Origin of the sequence: Stenotrophomonas sp. SMYL11, assembly GCF_036320005.1 — a bacterium.
GTDB lineage: Bacteria > Pseudomonadota > Gammaproteobacteria > Xanthomonadales > Xanthomonadaceae > Stenotrophomonas > Stenotrophomonas maltophilia_A.
Map to the genome: position 1 here is coordinate 66423 of NZ_JAWIRS010000017.1, position 20408 is coordinate 86830.

Here is a 20408-nt window from a genome sequence, read left to right on the forward strand (position 1 = left end):
GGGTGGGTGGCGCAGGGGACGCTGCAAGTACGTCCATGTAAGCTCGATCGCCGCATCCATGCGGCTCACGCCCCTGCGCCACCCACCCGCCCGGCCTCTGACAGTTTCCGTGTGCGTCCAGCCACGGAGAAGAAAAAAGAAAATCAAAATCAAAATCAAACGCCGGTCGCTTCGCTCGCATCCACGCATGGCGTGGACCAAGCGTGTCGACCAAGGTCGACACCTACCAGCTCCCGAAGGTCACTGACCGTCACCGGGAAACTGTCAGGGGTGGGGCGGTGTGGGCAGCCAGGACCGTTGGCGCCATGGGCCCGAGGCATGCCTCGGGCGGGTTGGGCAGGACGCCCAACCCCGGTCTTGCCGTGTGCGCAGGACAGCGCACACGAGCAAGGCGCCATCGAGCCCCCATGGATGGGTTTACGGCGTGTCCTGGCTGCCCACACCGCCCCTCCCAACAAACAGAAAAGCCAGAGCCGGCTGTTGCTCCGGCTCTGGCTCTGGCCTTTGCTTCGGCGGTTGCCTCTGCGGGTGCCGGGCCGCAGGCCCGGCCGATCAAATCACACCACCGGTTCGCGCAGGACGGGGTTGTCCCAGCCCGGGCGCGGAGCGAAGCGGTCGCCGTGGCGCTGCTGCAGCGCCTTCAACCGCTCGACGATCGCGTCGGCACCCACCGCGCGGATGTGCTGGATCGGGCCGCCACGGAACGGTGCGAAACCGGTACCGAAGATCACGCCGGCATCCAGCAGGTCCGCATCCGCCACCACGCCTTCGTGCAGGCAGGCCACCGCCTCGTTCAACAGCGGCAGGATCAGGCGGTCCTCCAGATCGGCCGGGGCCTGGTAGTCGCTGGCCACGTCCGGTTTCTTCGGCTTGCCGTTCTCCCAGGTGTAGATGCCCTGGCCGTCCTTCTTGCCACGCTTGTCCGGTTCCACCGTCTGCAGCGCGGCCGGAATCTGCAGGCCCAGGAACGGTGCCAGTTCGCGGCCGACGCCCGCGGCTACGTCCAGGCCCACGGTATCGATCAGTTCGATCGGGCCCATCGGCATGCCGAACTTTACTGCGGCCTTGTCGATCACCGGGCCCGGGATGCCTTCGGCGTAGGCAGTGGCGGCTTCCAGCATGTACGGGAACAGCACGCGGTTGACCAGGAAGCCCGGGCTGCCGGCCACCGGCACCGGGAACTTGCCCAGTGCCTTGCAGAACGCGGCCAGGCGACGTTCGGTCTCAGGCGCCATGCCGTCGTGATGGATGATTTCCACCAACGGCATCTGCGCGACCGGGTTGAAGTAGTGCAGGCCAGCGAACTGTGCCGGGCGCTGGATGTGGTCGCGCAGCTCCACCAGCGGAATCGACGAGGTGTTGGTGGTCAGCAGCGCATCCAGCTTCATCTTCGGTTCCAGCGTCTGGTACAGCGCACGCTTGGCTTCCGGGTTCTCGATGATCGCCTCGATCACCAGGTCGGCCTCGGCCACGCCGTTGCCTTCCAGGTCGGCACGCAGGCGCGCGGCCACGGCAGGGCGCTTGCTCTCGTCGCGCACCTTCTTGGCGAACAGCGCCTGCGCGCGTTCCATGGCCGGGTCGATGAAGCGCTGCTCGCGGTCCTGCAGGGTCACCTCGAAGCCCTTGTAGGCGGCCCACGCGGCGATATCGCCGCCCATCACGCCGGCGCCGACCACGTGAACGTGGCGGATGCCGGAATCACCACCGCCGAGTCCCTTCAGGCGCTCGGTCAGGAAGAAAATGCGGATCAGGTTGCGCGCGGTCGGCGTACTGGCCAGCTTCACCACGGCACGCCGCTCGGCATCCAGGCGTGCCTGGATCGGCTTGCCGCCACTGCGCTGCCAGGTGCTGATCAGCGCGTAGGGCGCCGGGTACTGGTCCTTCTTGGCCTTGCGTGCGACCTGCTTGACCATCTGCGGTGCCAGCAGCGTGCGTGCCAGCCAGGTGTTGGTTGCCCATGCCGTGGCGCGCTGCTTGAACGGACGGGTGGTGCCGGACAGCGCCAGCGCGACGGCGGTGTCGAGCACCACCGCCGGTGCCACAACCTTGTCGACCAGGCCGATGCCGCGCGCGGCCGAGGCCGACAGGGTGCGGCCGGTCAGCATCATGTCCATCGCCGCCGGTGCGCCGACCAACTGAGGCAGGCGCGCGCTGCCACCCCAGCCCGGGAAGATGCCCAGCTGGGTCTCCGGCAGGCCGATGCGGGTGCTGCTGTCATTGGAGGCCACTCGGTAGCGGCAGGCCAGCGCCAGCTCGGTGCCGCCGCCCAGGCAGTGGCCATGGATGGCCGCTACGGTCGGGCAGGGCAGCTCGGCCAGCTTCTGGTAAGTGGCCTGGCCGCGACGGATGGCGTCGTTGACGGTGCCGCGGCGGTCGAACTCCTGGAACTCCTTCAGGTCGGCACCGGCAATGAAGCCGGCCTTCTTCAGCGACTGGATCACCACGCCCTTGGGCGGGTCCAGTGCAATGCGCTCGAGCAGGTCGCCCAGTTCCAGCAGCACGTCCTGCGACATGGCGTTGACGCTGCTGTCCTGACGATCCAGGGAGAGAACCACCACGCCGTCGTCGCGGATCTCGGGGTGCCAGTGGCTGAAGCGGAGACCATCGAAGCCTGAGAGCATGGACGTTCCATCCGGTTGTGTATGGAGAAGCGGCTATGATCCAGAGGTTGTTTCCCCCGCGTCAAATCCCAATAGCAGGGGAGTGGCGACCCCGGATCCATGGCCGTGGACCGGAACGCTAACGGAACGGTGGTTAAAAGCTGGTGCGGCGCCAGGTGATCGGCGACTGAACTTTTCCCGGGATTGGCAGTCTCATTGCCCGACGTCGGTTGGGCTGACAGGAGTGCGGCCCCTCATGGCCGATGTTGATACACCTCAGGAGCTGGATCTGGAACTGGTCCGGCGCGTGCAGCACGGCGAGAGCGCCGCGTTCGATGTCCTGGTGCGCAAGTACCAGCATCGCGTGGTGGCCCTGGTCGGTCGCTACATCGCCGACTGGAGCGAATGTCAGGACGTCGCCCAGGACACTTTCATCCGTGCCTACCGCGCGATCGGAAGTTTCCGCGGCGATGCCCAGTTCTCAACCTGGTTGCATCGAATCGCCGTGAATACCGCCAAAAACTACCTGGCTTCACACAATCGCCGTCCGCCGACCGATGACATCGACATCGGTGACGCCGAACAGTTCGACAGCGGGACGCGCCTGCGCGACACAGACACGCCCGAACGCGAGTTGATGCGCCAGGAACTGGAACAGACGGTGATGAAGGCCGTCAATGCGCTGCCGGAAGAACTCCGGTTGGCGATCACCCTGCGCGAGGTGGAAGGCCTGAGTTACGAGGATATCGCGCAGAAAATGGGGTGCCCGATCGGCACCGTGCGCTCACGGATCTTCCGGGCGCGCGAGGCGATCGACACCGAACTCCGGCCGCTGTTGGACATCGGCAGCGCCACCCGTGAGAAGAGCCGCGTATGACCAGTAATCCGTTCAACGAATCGCAGAACCACCAATCGCCCGCCGGGCAGCGCCTGGACCAGCGCCATCGCGAACAGCTGTCGGCTCTGGTCGACGGCGAGCTGGGCGCCGACGAAGCGCGCTTCCTGCTGCGCCGGATGGAGCACGACCCCGAGCTGGCCGGCTGCCAGGAACGTTGGCAGCTGCTGGGCGACGTGATGCGCGGGCAGGCATCGGCGCTGGCGCCGGTCGGCTTCAGCGCGGCCGTGGCTGCCGCCATCGCAGCCGAACCGGCGCCGCAGGCCGAGCCGCGCCGCGAGGTGCGCCGCAGCGGTTGGCGGGCCTGGGGCGGTGGCGCCGCACTGGCCGCTTCGGTGGCGGCGGTGGCCCTGTTCATGGGCGGCGAGAAGCTGAAGGAAGCCACCCCGGGCGGGCCGTTGGCACCGCAGGTGATCGCCAGCCAGGCCGAACTGCCGCCCGCACCGGCGCCGACGACGCCGGCTCCGGTAACCGAAGCCTCGGTGGATACCGCCGCAATGGCCGCGGCCGGTGTACCTGCAGTGGCCATGGCCGCGGCCAGCCGACGCCAGGACACCCGTCGCGCCAGCGCTACCCGCAGCCAGCAGGCCGCGCGTGCCGCCCAGCGCGAGGACATGCCGCAACGCGCCGTGGCCGCCGCACAGGCGCCGCTGACCCCGACCGTGCCGGCCAATGCCAGCCGCAACATGCCGTTCGGTGAGGTTGGTGGCCTGCAGGCGCGACCGTGGCCGCGCTCCAGCCTGGCGCCCGCTGCCGGTGGCGCGCTCAATGCGAGTTTCCCGGCCCACGCCGGGGGCGCCGCGTTCTACCCGTTCGAGCCGCGCCTGCAGGACGACCTGCCGGTGCCGCCGCGCCCGCGCGACTGAGCCGGGCGCTTTCACGCCCCGCCGTCGGCGGGGCCCGTATTCCTCTTTCCATCCGATCCGGAGGTTGCCGTCCGATGACTCCCCGACTCCGCACGCAGGCCATGGGCCTGTTGGCCCTGACCCTGCCGTTGATGGCCTGCGCGCAGGCCCCGGCCCCGGCCGCCCAGACCCAGGCCGCGCCGGCCGCCGCGCCACGGGCGCCGGCCCAGCCGCTGGTCAGTGGGCTGCCCGACTTCACCCATCTGGTCGAACAGGTCGGGCCGGGCGTGGTCAACGTCGACACCACCATCGTCCGCAACAACCGCCAGGCCTCGCGGGGCCCGATGGGCGGCGATGACGACATGCCTGAGTTCTTCCGCCGCTTCTTCGGCCCGGATTTCCCGATGCCGGGGCAGGGCCCGGGCGGTCCGGACGGTGGCCCCAGCATCAAGGGCCGCGGCATGGGCTCGGGCTTCATCATCTCGCCCGATGGCTATGTGCTGACCAACTACCACGTGGTGGCAGATGCCAGCGAGGTGAAGGTCAAGCTGGGTGACCGCCGCGAGTTCACCGCGAAAGTGGTGGGCAGCGACCAGCAGTACGACGTGGCACTGCTGAAGATCGACGGCAAGAACCTGCCGACCGTGCGCGTAGGCGACTCCAACTCCCTCAAGCCGGGTCAGTGGGTGGTCGCGATCGGTTCGCCGTTCGGCCTTGATCACTCGGTCACTGCCGGCGTGGTCAGCGCCCTCGGCCGCAGCACCGGCGGCCCGGACCAGCGCTACGTGCCCTTCATCCAGACCGACGTGGCGATCAACCAGGGCAACTCCGGTGGCCCGCTGCTGAACACTCGTGGCGAAGTGGTCGGCATCAACTCGCAGATCTTCTCCGCCTCGGGCGGCTACATGGGCATCAGCTTCGCGATCCCGATCGACCTGGCGATGAGCGCGGTCGAGCAGATCAAGAAGACCGGCAAGGTCACCCGCGGCCAGCTCGGCGCGGTCGTGCAGGAAATCGATGGGCTGAAGGCGCAGGCGATGGGCCTGCCGGACAGCCGCGGCGCCCTGGTCAACCAGATCGTGCCGGACTCGGCTGCAGCCCGGGCCGGGGTGAAGATCGGCGATGTGATCCGTTCGGTGAACGGCGCGCCGGTCAACAGCTGGTCCGACCTGCCGCCGCTGATCGGCGCGATGGCACCGGGCAGCCGGGTCACCCTGGGCGTGATCCGTGATGGCAAGCCGCGCGACCTCAGCGCCACCCTGACCGCACTGACCGAAGACGGGCAGGCCGGTTCGCGTGGCCCGGCCACCGGCGACAGCGATGCGGCTCCGCAGGCCGGCGCCAATGCCCTGCTGGGGCTGGACGTCAGTGACCTGACCGCACCGCAGCGCAAGCAGCTGGGCCTGGAATCGGGCGAAGGCGTGCGCATCACCGGGGTCAAGGGCCAGGGCGCGCGTGATGCGGGCCTGTCTCCGGGCATGGTGATCCTGCAGGTGGCCAGCACCCAGGTCGGCAGCGTGGACGCGCTGAACCGTGCCCTTTCCAGCTACAAGAAGGGCGACGTGGTGATGCTGCTGGTGCGCACCGGCAGCGGCAACAGCGCGTTCGTCGCGGTCAAGGCCGGCCAGTAAGGCCTGCCGGGGCCGCTTCGGCGGCCCCGGCTTTTCCCCGAAGCCCCGCCCTGGCGGGGCTTCGGCCATTCCGGGCCCGGTCCGATGAGGCCGTTTTCGCGGGCGGGCGCCGGGCGTGCGATAATCGACCGTTACCCTGACGACGCCGCGCGCCGCCGCCACCTATGTCTTCTGATTCGATGCGGAACATCCGCAACTTCTCCATCATCGCCCATGTCGACCACGGCAAGTCCACGCTGGCCGACCGCATCATCCAGCTCTGTGGTGGCCTGCAGGCCCGCGAGATGGAAGCGCAGGTGCTCGACTCCAACCCGATCGAGCGCGAGCGTGGCATCACGATCAAGGCGCAGTCGGTGTCGCTGCCGTACCTGGCCAAGGACGGGCAGACCTACCATCTGAACTTCATCGACACCCCCGGCCACGTCGACTTCTCCTATGAAGTCAGCCGCTCGCTGGCCGCCTGCGAAGGCGCGCTGCTGGTGGTTGATGCGGCCCAGGGCGTGGAAGCGCAGTCGGTGGCCAACTGCTACACCGCCGTGGAGCAGGGCCTGGAAGTGGTGCCGGTGATCAACAAGATCGACCTGCCCACCGCCGACATCGAGCGCGCCAAGGCCGAGATCGAGGCCGTGATCGGCATCGACGCCTCCGACGCCGTACCGGTCAGTGCCAAGACCGGCCTGAACGTGCAGGACGTGCTGGAAGCGATCGTGCATCGCATCCCGCCGCCGAAGCCGCGCGACACCGACAAGCTGCAGGCGCTGATCATCGACTCCTGGTTCGACAACTACCTGGGCGTGGTCTCGCTGGTGCGCGTGATGCAGGGCGAGATCAAGGCCGGTGACAAGCTGCAGGTGATGTCCACCGGCCGCAACCACCAGGTCGACAACGTCGGCGTGTTCACTCCGAAGCGCAAGGTGCTGCCGGCGCTGCGTGCAGGTGAAGTGGGTTGGGTCACCGCCAGCATCAAGGACGTGCACGGTGCGCCGGTTGGCGACACCCTGACCCTGGCCGGCGACCCGGCACCGAAGCCGCTGCCGGGCTTCCAGGAAATGCAGCCCCGCGTGTTCGCCGGCCTGTTCCCGGTCGATGCCGAGGACTACCCGGACCTGCGCGAAGCGCTGGACAAGCTGCGCCTGAACGATGCCGCGCTGCGTTTCGAGCCCGAAAGCTCCGAGGCGATGGGCTTCGGCTTCCGTTGCGGCTTCCTCGGCATGCTGCACATGGAAATCGTGCAGGAGCGCCTGGAGCGCGAATACAACCTGGACCTGATCAGCACCGCGCCGACGGTGGTGTATGAAGTCCTGAAGACCGATGGCTCGATCATCAACATGGACAACCCGGCCAAGCTGCCGCCGGTGAACCAGGTCGAGGAGATCCGCGAGCCGATCATCCGTGCCAACGTGCTCACCCCCGAGGAGTACATCGGCAACATCATCAAGCTGTGCGAAGAGAAGCGCGGCAGCCAGATCGGCATCAACTACCTGGGCAGCCAGGTGCAGATCAGCTACGAGCTGCCGATGGCCGAGGTGGTGCTGGACTTCTTCGACAAGCTGAAGTCGGTCAGCCGTGGCTATGCCTCGCTGGACTACCACTTCGTGCGCTTCGACGCAGGCCCGTTCGTGCGCGTTGACGTACTGATCAACGGTGACAAGGTCGATGCACTGTCGCTGATCGTGCACCGCAGCCATGCCGACCGTCGCGGCCGCGAGCTGTGCGAAAAGATGAAGGACCTGATCCCGCGCCAGATGTTCGACGTGGCCATCCAGGCCGCCGTCGGCTCGCAGATCATCGCCCGTACCACGGTCAAGGCCATGCGCAAGAACGTGCTGGCCAAGTGCTATGGTGGCGACGTTTCGCGCAAGAAGAAGCTTCTGGAAAAGCAGAAGGAAGGCAAGAAGCGCATGAAGCAGGTCGGCCGCGTGGAGATCCCGCAGGAAGCGTTCCTGGCCGTGCTGCAGATGGACAACAAGTAAGCCCGCACCGGCCCCGCGGGGCCGGTCGTCTGGTGACGTTGCAAAGGACCCTGAATGAAACTGTTTGAGATCCTCCTGGTCGTGCTGACCCTGGCCTCGGGCCTGATCCTGCTCGCGGACAAGCTGTACCTCGCCAAGCGTCGCGCCCAGCGCGCGGGCCTGCTCGACACCGAGCCGGTGCTGGTGGACTACTCGCGTGCGTTCTTCCCGGTGCTGGCGATCGTGCTGATCGTGCGCAGTTTCATCGCCGAGCCGTACAAGATCCCGTCCAGCTCGATGATGCCGAACCTGCTGATCGGTGATTTCATCCTGGTCAACAAGTTCTCCTACGGCCTGCGCCTGCCGATCAGCAACACCAAGTTCGTGCCGGTTGGCGAGCCCTCGCGCGGTGACGTGGTGGTGTTCCACTTTCCCGGCCACAGCGACAACGACCCGGCCAAGGGCGAGAACTTCATCAAGCGCGTGATCGGCGTGCCGGGTGACACGGTGGTCTTCGAAGGCGACGGCGTGATCCTCAATGGCGAACCGCTGAAGTACGACAACAAGGGCATCTACGCCGGCCACAAGGGCCAGGGCGAGGGCGCCAACCTGCTGGTCGAGCACCTGCCGGGCCGTGCCCACACCGTGCTGGAGACCGACTACCCGCGTGGCCAGGGCCAGTGGACCGTGCCGGCCGGCAAGTACCTGGTGATGGGCGACAACCGCGACAACAGCGACGATGGCCGTTTCTGGGGCCTGCTGCCGGAAGAAAACCTGCGTGGCAAGGCGTTCCTGATCTGGCTGAACTGCCAGGGCTGGTTCTGCAAGGATGGCTTCGAGCCGTCGCGGATCGGCTCGAGCATCAACTGAGCGGGCACCAACTGAGTATTTTCACATCCAACGCGTATCTGGGGAGAACGCAATGAAGACGATGAACACGCAGCGTGGCATGACCCTGACCTCGTTCCTGACGGTCCTGATCGTGGTTGGCTTCTTCCTCTACATCGGCATGAAGCTGTTCCCGATGTACCAGGAGTACTACGCGGTGCGCTCGGCGATGAAGAGCCTGGCCAACGAGCCGGGCGTGGGCAGCATGGAGCCGGCGCGCATCCAGGACCTGTTCTTCAAGCGCCTGTACATCAACTATTCGGACAACGTGAAGCCGGCCAACGTGAAGTTCGATCGTCGCGACAATGGCTGGACCCTCAAGGTCAACTACGAAGTGCGTCGCCCGCTGATCGGCAACCTCGATGTGGTTGGCAAATTCGATTCTTCCCAGGACCTGACACGAAGCGGTGCCCAGTAAATTCATCCAACGTGGCGACCTGATCGGTCATCCTTTCCGCGATCCGGCCCTGCTCAAGCAGGCGCTGACGCATCGCAGTGCCGGTGCGCCGCACAACGAGCGCCTGGAGTTCCTCGGCGACAGCATCGTCAACATGATGGCGGCCGAGGCGTTGTACCGACGCTGGCCCAAGGCTGACGAAGGGGCGATGACCCGTGCCCGTGCCGAGCTGGTGCGTGAAGGCGCGCTGGCGGTGATCGGGCGCACCCTGGAACTTGGCGAGCGGCTGACCCTGGGCCCGGGCGAAATGAAGTCCGGCGGACATCGTCGCGACTCGATCCTGGCCGACGCGGTGGAAGCCGTGGTGGCCGCGATCTACCTGGATGCCGGCTTCGAGGCCTGCCGGGCGGTGGTGCTGCCCTGGTTCAGCGCTTCGATCGAGGCACTGCCGGCCTCTGGCCGGCCCGAGAAGGACCCCAAGACCCGCCTGCAGGAATGGCTGCAGGCCCGACAGAAGGCGTTGCCGCAGTATGAACTGGTGTCAGAATCCGGTGACGACCATGCCAAGCACTTCCGGGTACGCTGCATCGTAGCCGACCCGGCCGCCAGCACCGAGGGCGAAGGCGCCTCGCGGCGGCTTGCCGAACAACAGGCGGCTGCGGCCGTCCTAGAACAACTGGATTCCAAGTGAGCGAACAAACTTCCCATCATTGCGGCAGCGTGGCCGTCATCGGCCGCCCGAACGTGGGCAAATCGACCCTGACCAATGCCCTGGTCGGCGCCAAGGTCAGCATCGTTTCCAACCGCCCACAGACCACGCGCCATCGCCTGCTGGGCATCGCCACGTATCCGGAAGGCCAGTTGGTGCTGGTCGACACCCCCGGCCTGCACAAGGTGCAGAAGCGGGCGATGAACCGGGTGATGAACCGCGCCGCGCGCGGCTCGCTGGAAGGCGTCGATGCCGGCCTGCTGGTGATCGAAGCCGGTCGCTGGGACGAAGAAGACAGCCTGGCCTTCAATGTTCTGCGCGACGCCGGTATCCCGGTGGTGCTGGTGGTCAACAAGATCGACCGGCTGAAGGACAAGGGCGCGCTGCTGCCGTTCCTGCAGGAAGTCACGGCCGGCCGCGATTTCTCGTCCGTGCATCCGATCTCGGCGCAGAAGCGCAACGGCCTGGAAGCACTGGTGCGCGACGTGCTGGCGCTGTTGCCGGAAGCGCCGCCGATGTTCGGCGAAGACGAGATCACCGACCGCAGCCAGCGCTTCCTGGCCGGCGAGCTGGTGCGTGAACAGTTGATGCGCCAGTTGGGCGAAGAGCTGCCGTATGCCACCACCGTGGAAATCGAACGCTTCACCGAAGATGGCAACCTGCTGCGCATCGGTGCGGTGATCTGGGTCGAGCGCGAGGGCCAGAAGGCCATCGTGATCGGCAAGGGGGGGACCCGCCTGAAGGAGATCGGGGCCAAGTCCCGCCTGCAGATGGAGCGTCTGTTCGGGGCCAAGGTGTTCCTGGAGACCTGGGTGCGCGTGCGTGAAGGCTGGTCTGACGACGAGGCCGCGCTGAAGGCCTTCGGCTACGAGTAAGCCGGAACGGTCGCTTCGATGAAGATCGAGGACGACACCGGTTTCGTGCTGCACGCACGGGCCTACCGCGAGACCAGCCTGCTGGTCGAAGTGCTGAGCGCGCAGCATGGCCGCATTGGCCTGCTCGCGCGTGGCGTGTCCACTGCCAAGGGCCAGGTGCTGCGCGCCGCCTTGCAGCCGCTGCAGTGGATCCGCTTCAGTGCCCAGCAGCGGGGCGAGCTTGCCCAGCTGCGCGGCGCCGAGGCACTGGATGCTGCCCCGCGCCTGGTTGGCCAGGCGATACTGGCCGGCTTCTACCTGAGTGAATTGACCCTGCGCCTGGCCCCGCGCCAGGACCCGCTGCCGGAGCTGTACCTGGCCTACGGCGAGGCACGCGCGCGGCTGGCCTTGGGCGCCGGCCTGGCCTGGACCCTGCGCAGGTTTGAACGCGAGCTGCTGTCTGCGCTGGGCCTGGGCTTCGATCTGGACAGCGCCAGCGACGGCCAGCCGATCGACCCGGCCGCGCGCTACGAACTGGACCCACAGGAAGGCGCGCAGCGCCTGCTCAGCGAGCGCGGTGGGGAACGCAGGGCGGCCGCGACGGGTTCTGCGCTGCTGGCGCTGGCCGCCGATGAAGAGCCCGATGCCGCCGACCTGGCCAGCCTGCGCCTGCCGATGCGGCGCGTGCTGGCCCATCACCTGGGGCCGCGCGGCCTGAAGTCCTGGGAAATGCTCGAGCAGCTCGCTCCCAGGCGTTGAGGGGTGTTCGGCAGGGCTTGCAGCCCTGCACCTGCCGAGGCCAAGGCACGAGCAACAGCAACAGCGTGCATTCCGTGGGTAGGCGGGGTGGGTCCGATTGAGGGGGCGCTGCAAGTACGTCCATGTAAGCTCGGTCGCCGCGTGCTCGTGTGCGCAGTCCTGCGCACACGACCACGACCGGGGGTGGGGGTCCGGCCCCCCCCCGCCCCGGCGGGGCGCGAACCCGCCCGAGGCGTGCCTCGGGCCCATGCGGCTCACGCCCCCGCAACCGGACCCACCCCGCCTTCGACAGTTTCCCGCGATCTGTCGGAACGGCACTCTGCTCTGGTGGGTGTCGACCTTGGTCGACACAGTAGAGCCACGCGATGCGTGGATGCGTTTCGATTTCAATTCGAAATATTTGATTCTGATTGAGATTCATCCACGCATGGCGTGGATCTACCAGCCGTCACCGGAAATCTGTCGGGGGTGGGGGGGGGGGGGGGGGGGGGGGGGGGGGGGGGGGGGGGGGGGGGGGGGCGGCGCCCCCCCGCCGGGGGGGGGGGGGGGGGGGGCCCCCCCCCCCCCCCCCCCCCCCCCCCCCCGCCCAACAAGCAGAAAGCCAGAGCCGCTCTGGTTCTGGCCTTTGACGTTGCCCTGGCCTGAAGCTTCGGCGGGTGCAGGGCGCAGCCCTGCCGAACAACCCTCAATGCAGCAGGGCAGCTACCGCGTCGCGGAACCCCGCCTGGGCCTGCCCGGACTCGGGCGCATGATGCAACTGGCGCACCGCCCGGCCCAACCGCGCCGCGCCCACGAAGCCACAGCTCGCCTGCAGCCGATGCAACTGGCTGCGCAGCTGGCGCTCATCATGCTGGTCCACCGCCTGCTCGACCGCGTCACGTACGCCCGGCAGCTCGGCCAGGAACAGCTCGCGCAGCGCGATCAGGTGGTTGCGCTGGCCATTGAGCGCGGCCAGTGCCGCAGTCTCGTCCCAGTCCTGTACCTGCAGCTCGACCGCGGCCGGCGCCTGGGCCATGACGATCCCGGCCGGGCTGTTGACCAGGGCGCGGCGCACCGCTTTCAGCAGCTGGTCGCGGCCCAGCGGCTTGACCAGCGTGTCGCTGAAACCGGCCTCGCGCAGGCGCGCATGGATCGAGGTATCGCCGTCGGCGGTATGCGCCAACGCCGGGGTGTCGGGATGCGAACGGCGCAGTTCGCGCAGCAGCTGCGCGCCATTGCCGTCAGGCAGGTTGACGTCGATCAGCCACAGGTCATGCGCGCCGGGCTCGGCGCTGGCCAGGGCACTGGCCAATGAGTCTGCGGTGTCCACGTCCGCCGGTAACGTTTCCAACGCCGCCTTGAAAAAACCGCGGCTGATGATGTCGTCCTCGACAAGCAGGAAGCGGGGCCGGCTGGCCCGCGGGGTCATCTGCATCAGGGCTGCCTCCATGTCAGCTGTTGCAATCATCAAGCACAGCGGCGGCGGGCGCAAGCGGGTCCGGACCCTGCCGGTCAGGATCTGCGACAATACGCCCCCATTTTTGCCCGCAGCCTGTTGCCACGTGGCCCGATCCCGCTCCCGCATCGACCGTACCCCGTTCCAGACCGAGATCCTCGACCTCAGCCATGATGGTCGCGGTGTCGCCCGCCGTGAAGGCGAGGGCGGCAAGGTCACCTTCGTCAGCGGCGCCCTGCCGGGTGAGGTGGTCATGGCCGAACAGACCGCCCGCAGCCGCCATTTCGACGAAGCGCGTACGGTGGAAGTGCTGCAGGCCTCGCCGCAGCGCGTCACCCCGAAGTGCCCGCACTTCGGCACCTGCGCCGGCTGCGTGCTGCAGCACCTGGACGAAGACCAGCAGATCGTCGCCAAGCAGCGCGTGCTGATGGACAACCTGGAGCGCATCGGCCACGTGAAGCCGGGCACCGTGCTGGCGCCGCTGGTCGGCGAGAGCTGGGGCTACCGGCGCAAGGGCCGCTTCTCGGTGCGCCGGGTCGAGAAGAAGGACAAGACCCTGGTCGGCTTCCGTGAACAGGACCCGCGATTCGTCGCCGATCTCAGCCAGTGCCTGACCGTGATTCCGGAAATCGGCACCAAGGTCGAGGCGCTTTCCAGCTTCATCGAATCGCTCGATGGCAAGCGCGACATCCCGCAGATCGAGTTCATCGCCGGTGACCAGGCCGTGGTCCTGACCGTGCGCCACCTGCAGCCGCTCAGCGACGCTGATCGTGCGGCCTGGGCAGCTTTCGGCCAGCAGCATGGCTTCGTGATCTACCTGCAGTCCGGTGGCGTGGACACCGTGCAGCCGCTGGACGGGCAGGGCGTGCCGCTGTCGTTCCGTCTGGCGCCGTGGGACGTCGAACTGGCGTTCCGCCCGCTGGACTTCATCCAGGTCAATGCCAAGCTCAACGAGAAGATGATCGCCCACGCGCTGGACCTGCTGGAACCGGGTGAGGACGAGCGCGTGCTGGACCTGTTCTGCGGCCTGGGCAACTTCACCCTGCCGCTGGCGCGCCGCGTGCGCGAAGTGGTTGGTGTGGAAGGTGATGCTGGCCTCGTCGCGCGGGCCCGTGAGAATGCAGAGCGCAACGGCCTGACCAACGCCCAGTTCTTCAGCGCCGACCTCACCCAGGACCAGCGCAGCACGCCGTGGATGCGCCAGGGCTTCGACAAGCTGCTCTTGGATCCGCCGCGCTCGGGCGCGATCGAGGTGCTGCAGCAGCTGCCGCTGAAGCAGTTCAAGCGCATCGTCTACGTCAGCTGCCACCCGGGTTCGCTGGCACGCGATGCCGGCTATCTGGTCAACGAACAGGGCTTCACCCTGGTCAGTGCCGGTGCCATGGACATGTTCCCGCACACTGCACACGTGGAAAGCATCGCGGTGTTCGAGAAGCGCTGATCGGCTGTCATGCCCATCGCGCATAATGGCGCGATGGGCATCGAAATCGAACGCAAATTCCTCGTCAGCAGTGATGGCTGGCGCACCGCCGCGCACCGGGTGATCCCGATGGCGCAGGGCTACATCAACGACATGGGCGCGCTCGACCGCGGCACCCAGAACGCCTCGGTGCGCGTGCGCATCGAAGGCGACCACGCCGCGCTGAACCTGAAGTCGCGCACCATCGGCCACACCCGCCAGGAGTTCGACTATCCGATCCCGGTGGACGATGCGCGCGCACTGCTGGCGCTGTGCGTGGGCGGCCTGATCGACAAGCGCCGCCATCTGGTCGAGCACGCCGGCCTGACCTGGGAGGTGGACGAGTTCCTCGGCGACAACGCCGGTCTGGTCGTGGCCGAGGTCGAACTGGACAGCGCTGACCAGGCCATCGACCTGCCGGACTGGGTCGGTGCCGAAGTCACCGATGATGCCCGCTACTACAACGTCGCGCTCGCCAACAACCCCTATTCACAGTGGTGAAACCGCCCAAAGGGGGACGGAGGGGATTAAGTCGTCTTTACCTCATCTGTGCGGAAAGCGACTTAATCCCCTCCGTCCCCTTTTATCGAGGGTGTCGGCCCCCCATGTGGAAAGGATGAGAATCGATATCTACTCCGACGTGGTCTGCCCCTGGTGCTGGATCGGCAAGCATCGTTTCCAGCAGGGCGTGCAGTTGCTGGGCGCCAACGCGCCTGAACTCGATATCCACTGGCAGCCGTTCCAGCTCGACCCGGATGCTGACGCCACCCCGGTGCCGCTGCGCGAGGCTTATGTGCGCAAGTTCGGCGGCGTCGAGCGTACCGAACAGATCCTCGGCCAGACCCAGACCACCGCGCGGGCCGAGGGCCTGCCGATGGACTTCAGTCGGGGTCAGGTGCGGGTGACCACGCTGCCGGCGCACCGGGTGTTGTGGCTGGCGGGCGAGCACGGCGTGCAGGATGCGGTCGGCGAAGCATTGTTCCGCGCTCACTTCGAGCACGGCCACAACCTGGCGGACCCCTCGGTGCTGATCAAGGCGGGCGCGGCAGGCGGCCTCGATGCGGGTGAAATCGCGCAGATGCTGGCCTCCGACCGCGGCCTGGCCGAGGTCGAAGCCAAGCTGGCGCAGGCTCATGCATTGGGCGTTTCTTCGGTGCCGACTTTCGTCATCGATGAGAAGTGGGCCATTTCCGGGGCGCAGCCCCCCGAGGCCTTCGCCAACGCCCTGCGCCAGATCGCCGCCGAGCAGGGCGCGCCTGCGGCCCCGGCTGACGGCGACGAGGCCTGCGGCCCGGACGGCTGCAAGGTCTGACCGGATCCGAAAAGGGGACGGAGGGAGTTAAGACGTATCCAGCCCGCTGGGTCCGATTGCGGCTTAATCCCCTCCGTCCCCTTTTTCTGACCACTGCGCCTGTCGGCCGGTTCTGCGACAATGCGGCACTGCGCCATGCGGGCGCGCGTTGTGGAGATCGACCATGCTGCTGATCGGCGTCGCCGGCACCGAACTGACCGCCCAGGAACGTGACTGGCTGCAGCACGATGCCGTGGCCGGGGTGGTGCTGTTCAAGCGCAACTTCGCCTCGCGCCAGCAGGTGACCGATCTGAGCGCGGCGATCCGCGCTGCCGCGCCGCGCCCGCAGCTGATCTGCGTGGACCAGGAAGGCGGCCGCGTGCAGCGTTTCCGCGAGGGCTACAGCGAGCTGCCGCCGCTGCAGGACATCGGGGCGATGTACGCCACCGACCCGCAGCAGGCGTTGGCCCTGGCCGAGCAGCACGCCTGGCTGATGGCCAGCGAAGTGCGCGCCAGCGGCCTGGACCTGAGCTTTGCGCCGGTGGTCGATCTGGGCCGTGGCAACCGCGCCATCGGCAACCGCGCCTTCAGTGAAGATCCGCAGGTTGTGGCCGCGTTCACCGCCGCCTACGTGCGCGGCATGCATGCGGTCGGCATGGCCGCCACGCTCAAGCATTTCCCCGGCCACGGCACCGTGCTGGAAGATACCCACGTGGATACCGCGATCGACCCGCGCGCGCTGGACGCGCTGCGCGCCCAGGACCTGGTCCCGTTCCAGGCCGGCATCGCCGCCGGTGCCGACGCGGTGATGATGGCGCACGTGATCTATCCGCAGGTGGCACCGGAACCGGCCGGCTATTCGCCGCGCTGGATCCAGGACATCCTGCGCGGCGAGCTCGGGTTCCGCGGCGTGGTGTTCTCCGATGACATCGGCATGGCCGCTTCGCACAGTGCGGGCGGTGTGCCGGCGCGCGTGCACGCGCATCTGGATGCCGGCTGCGACGTGGTGCTGGTCTGCCACCCGGAACTGGTCGATGAAGCCCTGCACGCGGTGCAGGGACGCTCCCTCAATACTGCTGCGCTGCTGGGCCTGCTTGGCCGCGGCGCGCTCGGCTGGGACGGCCTGCTGGCCGATGCCCGCCATGGCGACACCCAATCCCGTCTGCTTGAAACCCTTGGAAGAACCGTCTGATGCCCAACCTCACCATTTCCCAGGCCCTGGCCCAGGCTGACCTGCTGGTCGACCGCCCCACCATCGACAAGGCCATCGCTGGTATCGCCGACGCCATCGCGCGCGATTACAAGGGCGAGGTGCCGCTGTTCCTGTCCATCATGCACGGTGCACTGCCGTTCGCCGGCCAGCTGGCGCTGGAGCTGGGCGCGCGCGGCCAGGACGTGCAGTTCGATTACCTGCACGCCACCCGTTACCGCGGTGAAACCACCGGCGGCGACCTGGTCTGGAAGCACAAGCCGGCCACTTCGCTGTTCGGTCGCCGCGTGCTGCTGGTCGACGACATTCTGGACGAGGGCTACACCCTGCAGGGCGTGCGCACCTGGTGCCTGGAACAGGGCGCGACCGACGTGCGGATCGCCGCGATGACGGTGAAGAAGCACGACCGCGCGCTGCCGGACGTGACGGCCGACTACGCCGGCATCGAACTGCCGGACCGTTACGTGTTCGGCTTCGGCATGGACGTCAACGAAACCCTGCGCTGCGTGCCGGCCATCTACGCGATGAAGGAATAACGGCGCAGCCGCCCGCGGCGCGTCTTCTTCTGCCGCCGGCATCCTCGGGTGCCGGCGTTCGTCTTTTCATGGAGTGCTTCGAATGCAACAGATCGCCCTGGCCGTGATCGGCGGTACCGGTGTCTATAACCTGGCCAAGCTTGACGACGTGCAGACTCATGAGGTCGACACCCGCTTCGGCCGTCCGTCGGGCCCGGTGCGCGTAGGTACGCTGCTCGGCCATCGCGTGGCGTTCCTGGCGCGGCATGGCGAAGGCCATTCGCTGCCGCCGCACAAGATCAACTACCGCGCCAACCTGGCCGCGCTGCAGCAGCTGGGAGCGCAGCGCGTGCTGGCGTTGAACACGGTCGGGGGCATCACCGAACACTTTGGTCCGCGCGTGCTGGCCTGCCCGGACCAGATCATCGACTACACCTGGGGCCGCATCAGCACGATCTGTGAAGAAGAAGGCACCGACGTGGTCCACGTTGATTTCGGCCACCCGTACACACCAATGCTGCGCAGCAAGATCCTGGCCGCGGCCAAAGTGACCGGCGTCACGGTCCATGACGGTGGCTGCTACGGCGCAACGCAGGGGCCGCGCCTGGAAACCATCGCTGAAATCGCCCGTATGCGCCGCGACGGCTGCGACCTGGTGGGCATGACCGGCATGCCGGAAGCCGCGCTGGCACGCGAGCTGGGGCTGGATTACGCCTGCCTGGCGATCATCGCCAACTGGGCTGCCGGCTGTGGTGATGGCGAGGAGATCACGATGGCCGAAGTGCTGGCCAACGTGCAGGCGGCCGGCAACGGACTTCCGGAACTGGTGGGCGAATTGGCACGGGGGTGATTGTCTTCCCCGAGCAAGCTTTGCATACTCAGCTTGTGCGCGGGTTCAGCGTACACCACCCATTCATTGCATAAGGTCTCGCATCACCATGCCGAACGGTACCGTCAAGTGGTTCAACGACGCCAAGGGATTTGGCTTCATCTCGCCGGAGGATGGCAGCGCCGACGTGTTCGCGCACTTCTCCGCCATCAACTCCAAGGGCTTCCGCAGCCTGCAGGAAGGCCAGCGTGTCACCTATGACGTGACCCAGGGCCCGAAGGGTGCCCAGGCTTCGAACATCACGCCGGCCGAGTGATCCACTCGACAGTGCGTTGAAAACCCCGCTTCGGCGGGGTTTTTTTTGCGCGGATTGCCCGCGACCCGCTCGCGATCCACCCGCCTCGGGCACAATGCGGCCATGACGGAACGACTGCGCATCGCCGTGATCGGCTACGGCACCGCTGGACAGGCAGTGTCCATCCTGCTCACCCGTGACGGCCACGAGGTGGAGATCTTCGAACGCGTGCCCACGCCGGGGCCGGTGGGTGCCGGCTTCCTGCTGCAGCCCAGCGGCCTGCAGGTACTGTGGCAGATGGGCCTGCTTGATTCCGTGCGCGCACATGCCGCGCCGGTGCACCGCCTGTATGGCGACACGCCGTGCGAGCGCGCGGTGATGGACATGCGCTACGAGGGACTGGATGCGCGCCTGCACGGCCTGGGCATGCAGCGCGGGGCCTTGTTCTCGCTGTTGGACGAGGCGCGCGCAGGCGAGGGCCAGCTGCATGCCGGTACCACCATTACCGAGGTGGATGCCGAACACGGCCGTCTGCGCGACAGCGACGGGCGCACGCATGGCCCGTTCGACCTGCTGGTGGCCGCCGACGGCGCTGCATCAACGCTGCGCGGCACGATCGCCGGTGGCGCCGGTCTGGACCGCGTGTATCCGTGGGGGGCGCTGTGGTGCCTGCTGCCGGCCGAGGACTGGCCGCACGTGCAGGAGTTGCGGCAGCGTTACGTGGCCGCGCGCAAGATGATCGGACTGCTGCCGGTCGGCACGCGCCCCGGTGATGACACGCCGCGCCTGAGTTTCTTCTGGAGCCTGCCACGCGCCGACTTCGAACGCTGGCAGGCCGATGGCATGACGCCTTGGCTGGATGAACTGCATGCACTGTGGCCGCAGGCCAGTGCGCGCTTCGCCCATCTGCGTGATGCCGGCCAGTTGGCGCGCGCGGTCTACCGTGATGCGGTGATGACGCGCTGGCACCACGGCCGCATGGTGCTGGCCGGTGATGCCGCGCATGCGATGAGCCCGCAGCTGGGGCAGGGCGTGAACATGGCGCTGCTTGATGCACTGGCGCTGCGCGATGCGGTGCGCACCTACGGCGGCAGCACGGTCGCGCTGCAGGCCTACCAGGCGCAACGCAGGGCACACGTTGCGGTGTACCAGCGCTGGAGTCGTTGGCTGACGCCGCTGTTCCAGTCCGACCGCGACGCCTGGGCGAAGGCGCGTGACGTGCTGCTGGGCCCGATGGGGCGCCTGCCCGGGGGCCGTGCCCACATGCTGCGCGTGCTCAGTGGCACGCAGCATGGCTGGTTCGGCTCGCTGGCACTGGATCCGGCCTTCATTGACGCGTTGGCAAGTGCCGCCGAACCGCCCCGCATCATCGCCGCAACCGCCGGCGCGTGAAGCTCGCTGTCACGTGAATTAACGATTGCCTCACTGCGGATATGCGACAAGAAGGGAGCACGCAAACGTCGCGTCGCCCGTTTTCTTTCCCGTGATCAATATCGCGCGTGGCCCGGGTGGCGCCGCCGTTGCGGCCTGCTGCGGCCCGGATGTGCCGCCTGTTGTTGAAGAGGAGGACGCCATGTTGTTCGCGGTCGAGGAGCTGGAATCGGAAATCTGCAAGCTGCGCGGATTGCTGCAGATGCTGCACGAGGACCAGCCCGACGTACTGGAGGACGTGTTCGAGTTCCATGTCGGCAGCCTGATCAGTCATGCTTCAGCGGAGCACCACGCGCGCATCCGCACCTGCGCGCAGGAAATGCTGGCGGCGATCCAGGCGTTGCCGCGACGGCGTGAGGGCGACACGCCTGATTTCCAGTTGATGCCGCAGCTGGGCATTCGTCCGGCCTGAT

At 67.4% G+C, this 20408-nt stretch carries 20 protein-coding genes; 18 read left to right on the plus strand and 2 right to left on the minus strand.

Annotated features, from left to right (window positions below; translation table 11 throughout):
- Positions 1-557: 557 nt before the first annotated feature.
- A complete protein-coding gene (locus tag V3B46_RS18755) occupies positions 558-2621 on the minus strand; it encodes a 3-hydroxyacyl-CoA dehydrogenase NAD-binding domain-containing protein (RefSeq protein ID WP_329892601.1) in 2064 nt (687 codons plus the stop codon).
- A 235-nt stretch (positions 2622-2856) separates the two neighbouring features.
- Here V3B46_RS18755 and rpoE point away from each other — a divergent pair, with 235 nt between their 5' ends.
- The 9 genes from rpoE to recO all read left to right on the plus strand — a co-directional run bounded on the left by rpoE (position 2857) and on the right by recO (position 11530).
- A complete protein-coding gene (rpoE, locus tag V3B46_RS18760) occupies positions 2857-3477 on the plus strand; it encodes an RNA polymerase sigma factor RpoE (protein ID WP_010482816.1) in 621 nt (206 codons plus the stop codon).
- Positions 3474-4361 (plus strand): sigma-E factor negative regulatory protein, encoded by an 888-nt coding sequence (locus tag V3B46_RS18765; protein ID WP_329892602.1) that lies wholly within the window; start codon positions 3474-3476, stop codon positions 4359-4361. The genes rpoE and V3B46_RS18765 overlap by 4 nt, the downstream gene beginning before the upstream one ends.
- A gap of 74 nt (positions 4362-4435) precedes the next feature.
- Entirely contained in the window at positions 4436-5971 is a 1536-nt protein-coding gene (locus V3B46_RS18770; RefSeq protein WP_329892603.1) for a DegQ family serine endoprotease, read from the plus strand.
- Between the two features lie 179 nt (positions 5972-6150).
- Positions 6151-7944, plus strand: a complete 1794-nt coding sequence (gene lepA / locus V3B46_RS18775; RefSeq protein ID WP_032129849.1) for a translation elongation factor 4 — start codon at positions 6151-6153, stop codon at positions 7942-7944.
- A 54-nt stretch (positions 7945-7998) separates the two neighbouring features.
- Complete coding sequence (gene lepB / locus V3B46_RS18780) at positions 7999-8793, plus strand: signal peptidase I (protein WP_329892604.1); 795 nt, start codon at positions 7999-8001, stop codon at positions 8791-8793.
- Between the two features lie 52 nt (positions 8794-8845).
- Entirely contained in the window at positions 8846-9229 is a 384-nt protein-coding gene (locus V3B46_RS18785) for a DUF4845 domain-containing protein (RefSeq protein ID WP_154353131.1), read from the plus strand.
- Positions 9219-9899 (plus strand): ribonuclease III, encoded by a 681-nt coding sequence (rnc, locus tag V3B46_RS18790; RefSeq protein WP_088026761.1) that lies wholly within the window; start codon positions 9219-9221, stop codon positions 9897-9899. Before V3B46_RS18785 ends, rnc begins: the two co-directional genes overlap by 11 nt.
- Positions 9896-10792 (plus strand): GTPase Era, encoded by an 897-nt coding sequence (gene era, locus V3B46_RS18795; RefSeq protein ID WP_010482823.1) that lies wholly within the window; start codon positions 9896-9898, stop codon positions 10790-10792. The genes rnc and era overlap by 4 nt, the downstream gene beginning before the upstream one ends.
- 18 nt (positions 10793-10810) lie before the next feature.
- Positions 10811-11530 carry a DNA repair protein RecO gene (gene recO, locus V3B46_RS18800; RefSeq protein WP_329892605.1) on the plus strand — a complete coding sequence of 240 codons (720 nt, stop codon included), beginning with the start codon at positions 10811-10813 and terminating at the stop codon, positions 11528-11530.
- Positions 11531-12215: 685 nt separating this feature from the next.
- On the opposite strand, the gene V3B46_RS18805 is transcribed toward recO, so the two are convergent.
- Positions 12216-12944 carry a response regulator gene (locus tag V3B46_RS18805; RefSeq protein WP_032129364.1) on the minus strand — a complete coding sequence of 243 codons (729 nt, stop codon included), beginning with the start codon at positions 12942-12944 and terminating at the stop codon, positions 12216-12218.
- Positions 12945-13071: 127 nt separating this feature from the next.
- Between V3B46_RS18805 and rlmD the strand changes: the two genes are divergently transcribed.
- From rlmD to V3B46_RS18850, 9 genes are all read left to right on the plus strand, one after another.
- Positions 13072-14406, plus strand: coding sequence for a 23S rRNA (uracil(1939)-C(5))-methyltransferase RlmD (rlmD, locus tag V3B46_RS18810; protein WP_071229417.1), 1335 nt, complete (start codon positions 13072-13074; stop codon positions 14404-14406).
- A gap of 33 nt (positions 14407-14439) precedes the next feature.
- A complete protein-coding gene (locus tag V3B46_RS18815) occupies positions 14440-14925 on the plus strand; it encodes a CYTH domain-containing protein (protein ID WP_329892613.1) in 486 nt (161 codons plus the stop codon).
- 115 nt (positions 14926-15040) lie between these two features.
- Positions 15041-15736 (plus strand): DsbA family oxidoreductase, encoded by a 696-nt coding sequence (locus tag V3B46_RS18820; RefSeq protein WP_329892606.1) that lies wholly within the window; start codon positions 15041-15043, stop codon positions 15734-15736.
- Positions 15737-15899: 163 nt separating this feature from the next.
- Positions 15900-16907: a beta-N-acetylhexosaminidase gene (gene nagZ / locus V3B46_RS18825; RefSeq protein ID WP_154353127.1), complete on the plus strand. Its 1008-nt coding sequence runs from the start codon at positions 15900-15902 to the stop codon at positions 16905-16907.
- Positions 16907-17461: a hypoxanthine-guanine phosphoribosyltransferase gene (locus tag V3B46_RS18830; protein WP_005410592.1), complete on the plus strand. Its 555-nt coding sequence runs from the start codon at positions 16907-16909 to the stop codon at positions 17459-17461. The genes nagZ and V3B46_RS18830 overlap by 1 nt, the downstream gene beginning before the upstream one ends.
- An 82-nt stretch (positions 17462-17543) precedes the next feature.
- Positions 17544-18290, plus strand: a complete 747-nt coding sequence (locus V3B46_RS18835; protein WP_010482830.1) for an S-methyl-5'-thioinosine phosphorylase — start codon at positions 17544-17546, stop codon at positions 18288-18290.
- 88 nt (positions 18291-18378) lie between these two features.
- Positions 18379-18585, plus strand: a complete 207-nt coding sequence (locus V3B46_RS18840; protein WP_005410590.1) for a cold-shock protein — start codon at positions 18379-18381, stop codon at positions 18583-18585.
- A gap of 102 nt (positions 18586-18687) precedes the next feature.
- The gene (locus V3B46_RS18845) at positions 18688-19956 is read left to right on the plus strand and encodes an FAD-dependent oxidoreductase (RefSeq protein WP_329892607.1); all 1269 of its coding nucleotides are present in this window, start codon (positions 18688-18690) and stop codon (positions 19954-19956) included.
- A 181-nt stretch (positions 19957-20137) separates the two neighbouring features.
- Positions 20138-20407 carry a hypothetical protein gene (locus tag V3B46_RS18850; RefSeq protein WP_032129345.1) on the plus strand — a complete coding sequence of 90 codons (270 nt, stop codon included), beginning with the start codon at positions 20138-20140 and terminating at the stop codon, positions 20405-20407.
- Position 20408 lies beyond the last annotated feature (1 nt).

What these genes read in the sequence shown, in the direction of transcription:
- V3B46_RS18755 (WP_329892601.1), bottom strand. Translation starts at nt 2,621, where the DNA reads ATGCTCTCAGGCTTCGATGGTCTCCGCTTCAGCCACTGGCACCCCGAG.
- rpoE (WP_010482816.1), top strand. Translation starts at nt 2,857, where the DNA reads ATGGCCGATGTTGATACACCTCAGGAGCTGGATCTGGAACTGGTCCGG.
- V3B46_RS18765 (WP_329892602.1), top strand. Translation starts at nt 3,474, where the DNA reads ATGACCAGTAATCCGTTCAACGAATCGCAGAACCACCAATCGCCCGCC.
- V3B46_RS18770 (WP_329892603.1), top strand. Translation starts at nt 4,436, where the DNA reads ATGACTCCCCGACTCCGCACGCAGGCCATGGGCCTGTTGGCCCTGACC.
- lepA (WP_032129849.1), top strand. Translation starts at nt 6,151, where the DNA reads ATGCGGAACATCCGCAACTTCTCCATCATCGCCCATGTCGACCACGGC.
- lepB (WP_329892604.1), top strand. Translation starts at nt 7,999, where the DNA reads ATGAAACTGTTTGAGATCCTCCTGGTCGTGCTGACCCTGGCCTCGGGC.
- V3B46_RS18785 (WP_154353131.1), top strand. Translation starts at nt 8,846, where the DNA reads ATGAAGACGATGAACACGCAGCGTGGCATGACCCTGACCTCGTTCCTG.
- recO (WP_329892605.1), top strand. Translation starts at nt 10,811, where the DNA reads ATGAAGATCGAGGACGACACCGGTTTCGTGCTGCACGCACGGGCCTAC.
- V3B46_RS18805 (WP_032129364.1), bottom strand. Translation starts at nt 12,944, where the DNA reads ATGCAGATGACCCCGCGGGCCAGCCGGCCCCGCTTCCTGCTTGTCGAG.
- V3B46_RS18815 (WP_329892613.1), top strand. Translation starts at nt 14,440, where the DNA reads ATGGGCATCGAAATCGAACGCAAATTCCTCGTCAGCAGTGATGGCTGG.
- V3B46_RS18820 (WP_329892606.1), top strand. Translation starts at nt 15,041, where the DNA reads ATGAGAATCGATATCTACTCCGACGTGGTCTGCCCCTGGTGCTGGATC.
- nagZ (WP_154353127.1), top strand. Translation starts at nt 15,900, where the DNA reads ATGCTGCTGATCGGCGTCGCCGGCACCGAACTGACCGCCCAGGAACGT.
- V3B46_RS18830 (WP_005410592.1), top strand. Translation starts at nt 16,907, where the DNA reads ATGCCCAACCTCACCATTTCCCAGGCCCTGGCCCAGGCTGACCTGCTG.
- V3B46_RS18835 (WP_010482830.1), top strand. Translation starts at nt 17,544, where the DNA reads ATGCAACAGATCGCCCTGGCCGTGATCGGCGGTACCGGTGTCTATAAC.
- V3B46_RS18840 (WP_005410590.1), top strand. Translation starts at nt 18,379, where the DNA reads ATGCCGAACGGTACCGTCAAGTGGTTCAACGACGCCAAGGGATTTGGC.
- V3B46_RS18845 (WP_329892607.1), top strand. Translation starts at nt 18,688, where the DNA reads ATGACGGAACGACTGCGCATCGCCGTGATCGGCTACGGCACCGCTGGA.
- V3B46_RS18850 (WP_032129345.1), top strand. Translation starts at nt 20,138, where the DNA reads ATGTTGTTCGCGGTCGAGGAGCTGGAATCGGAAATCTGCAAGCTGCGC.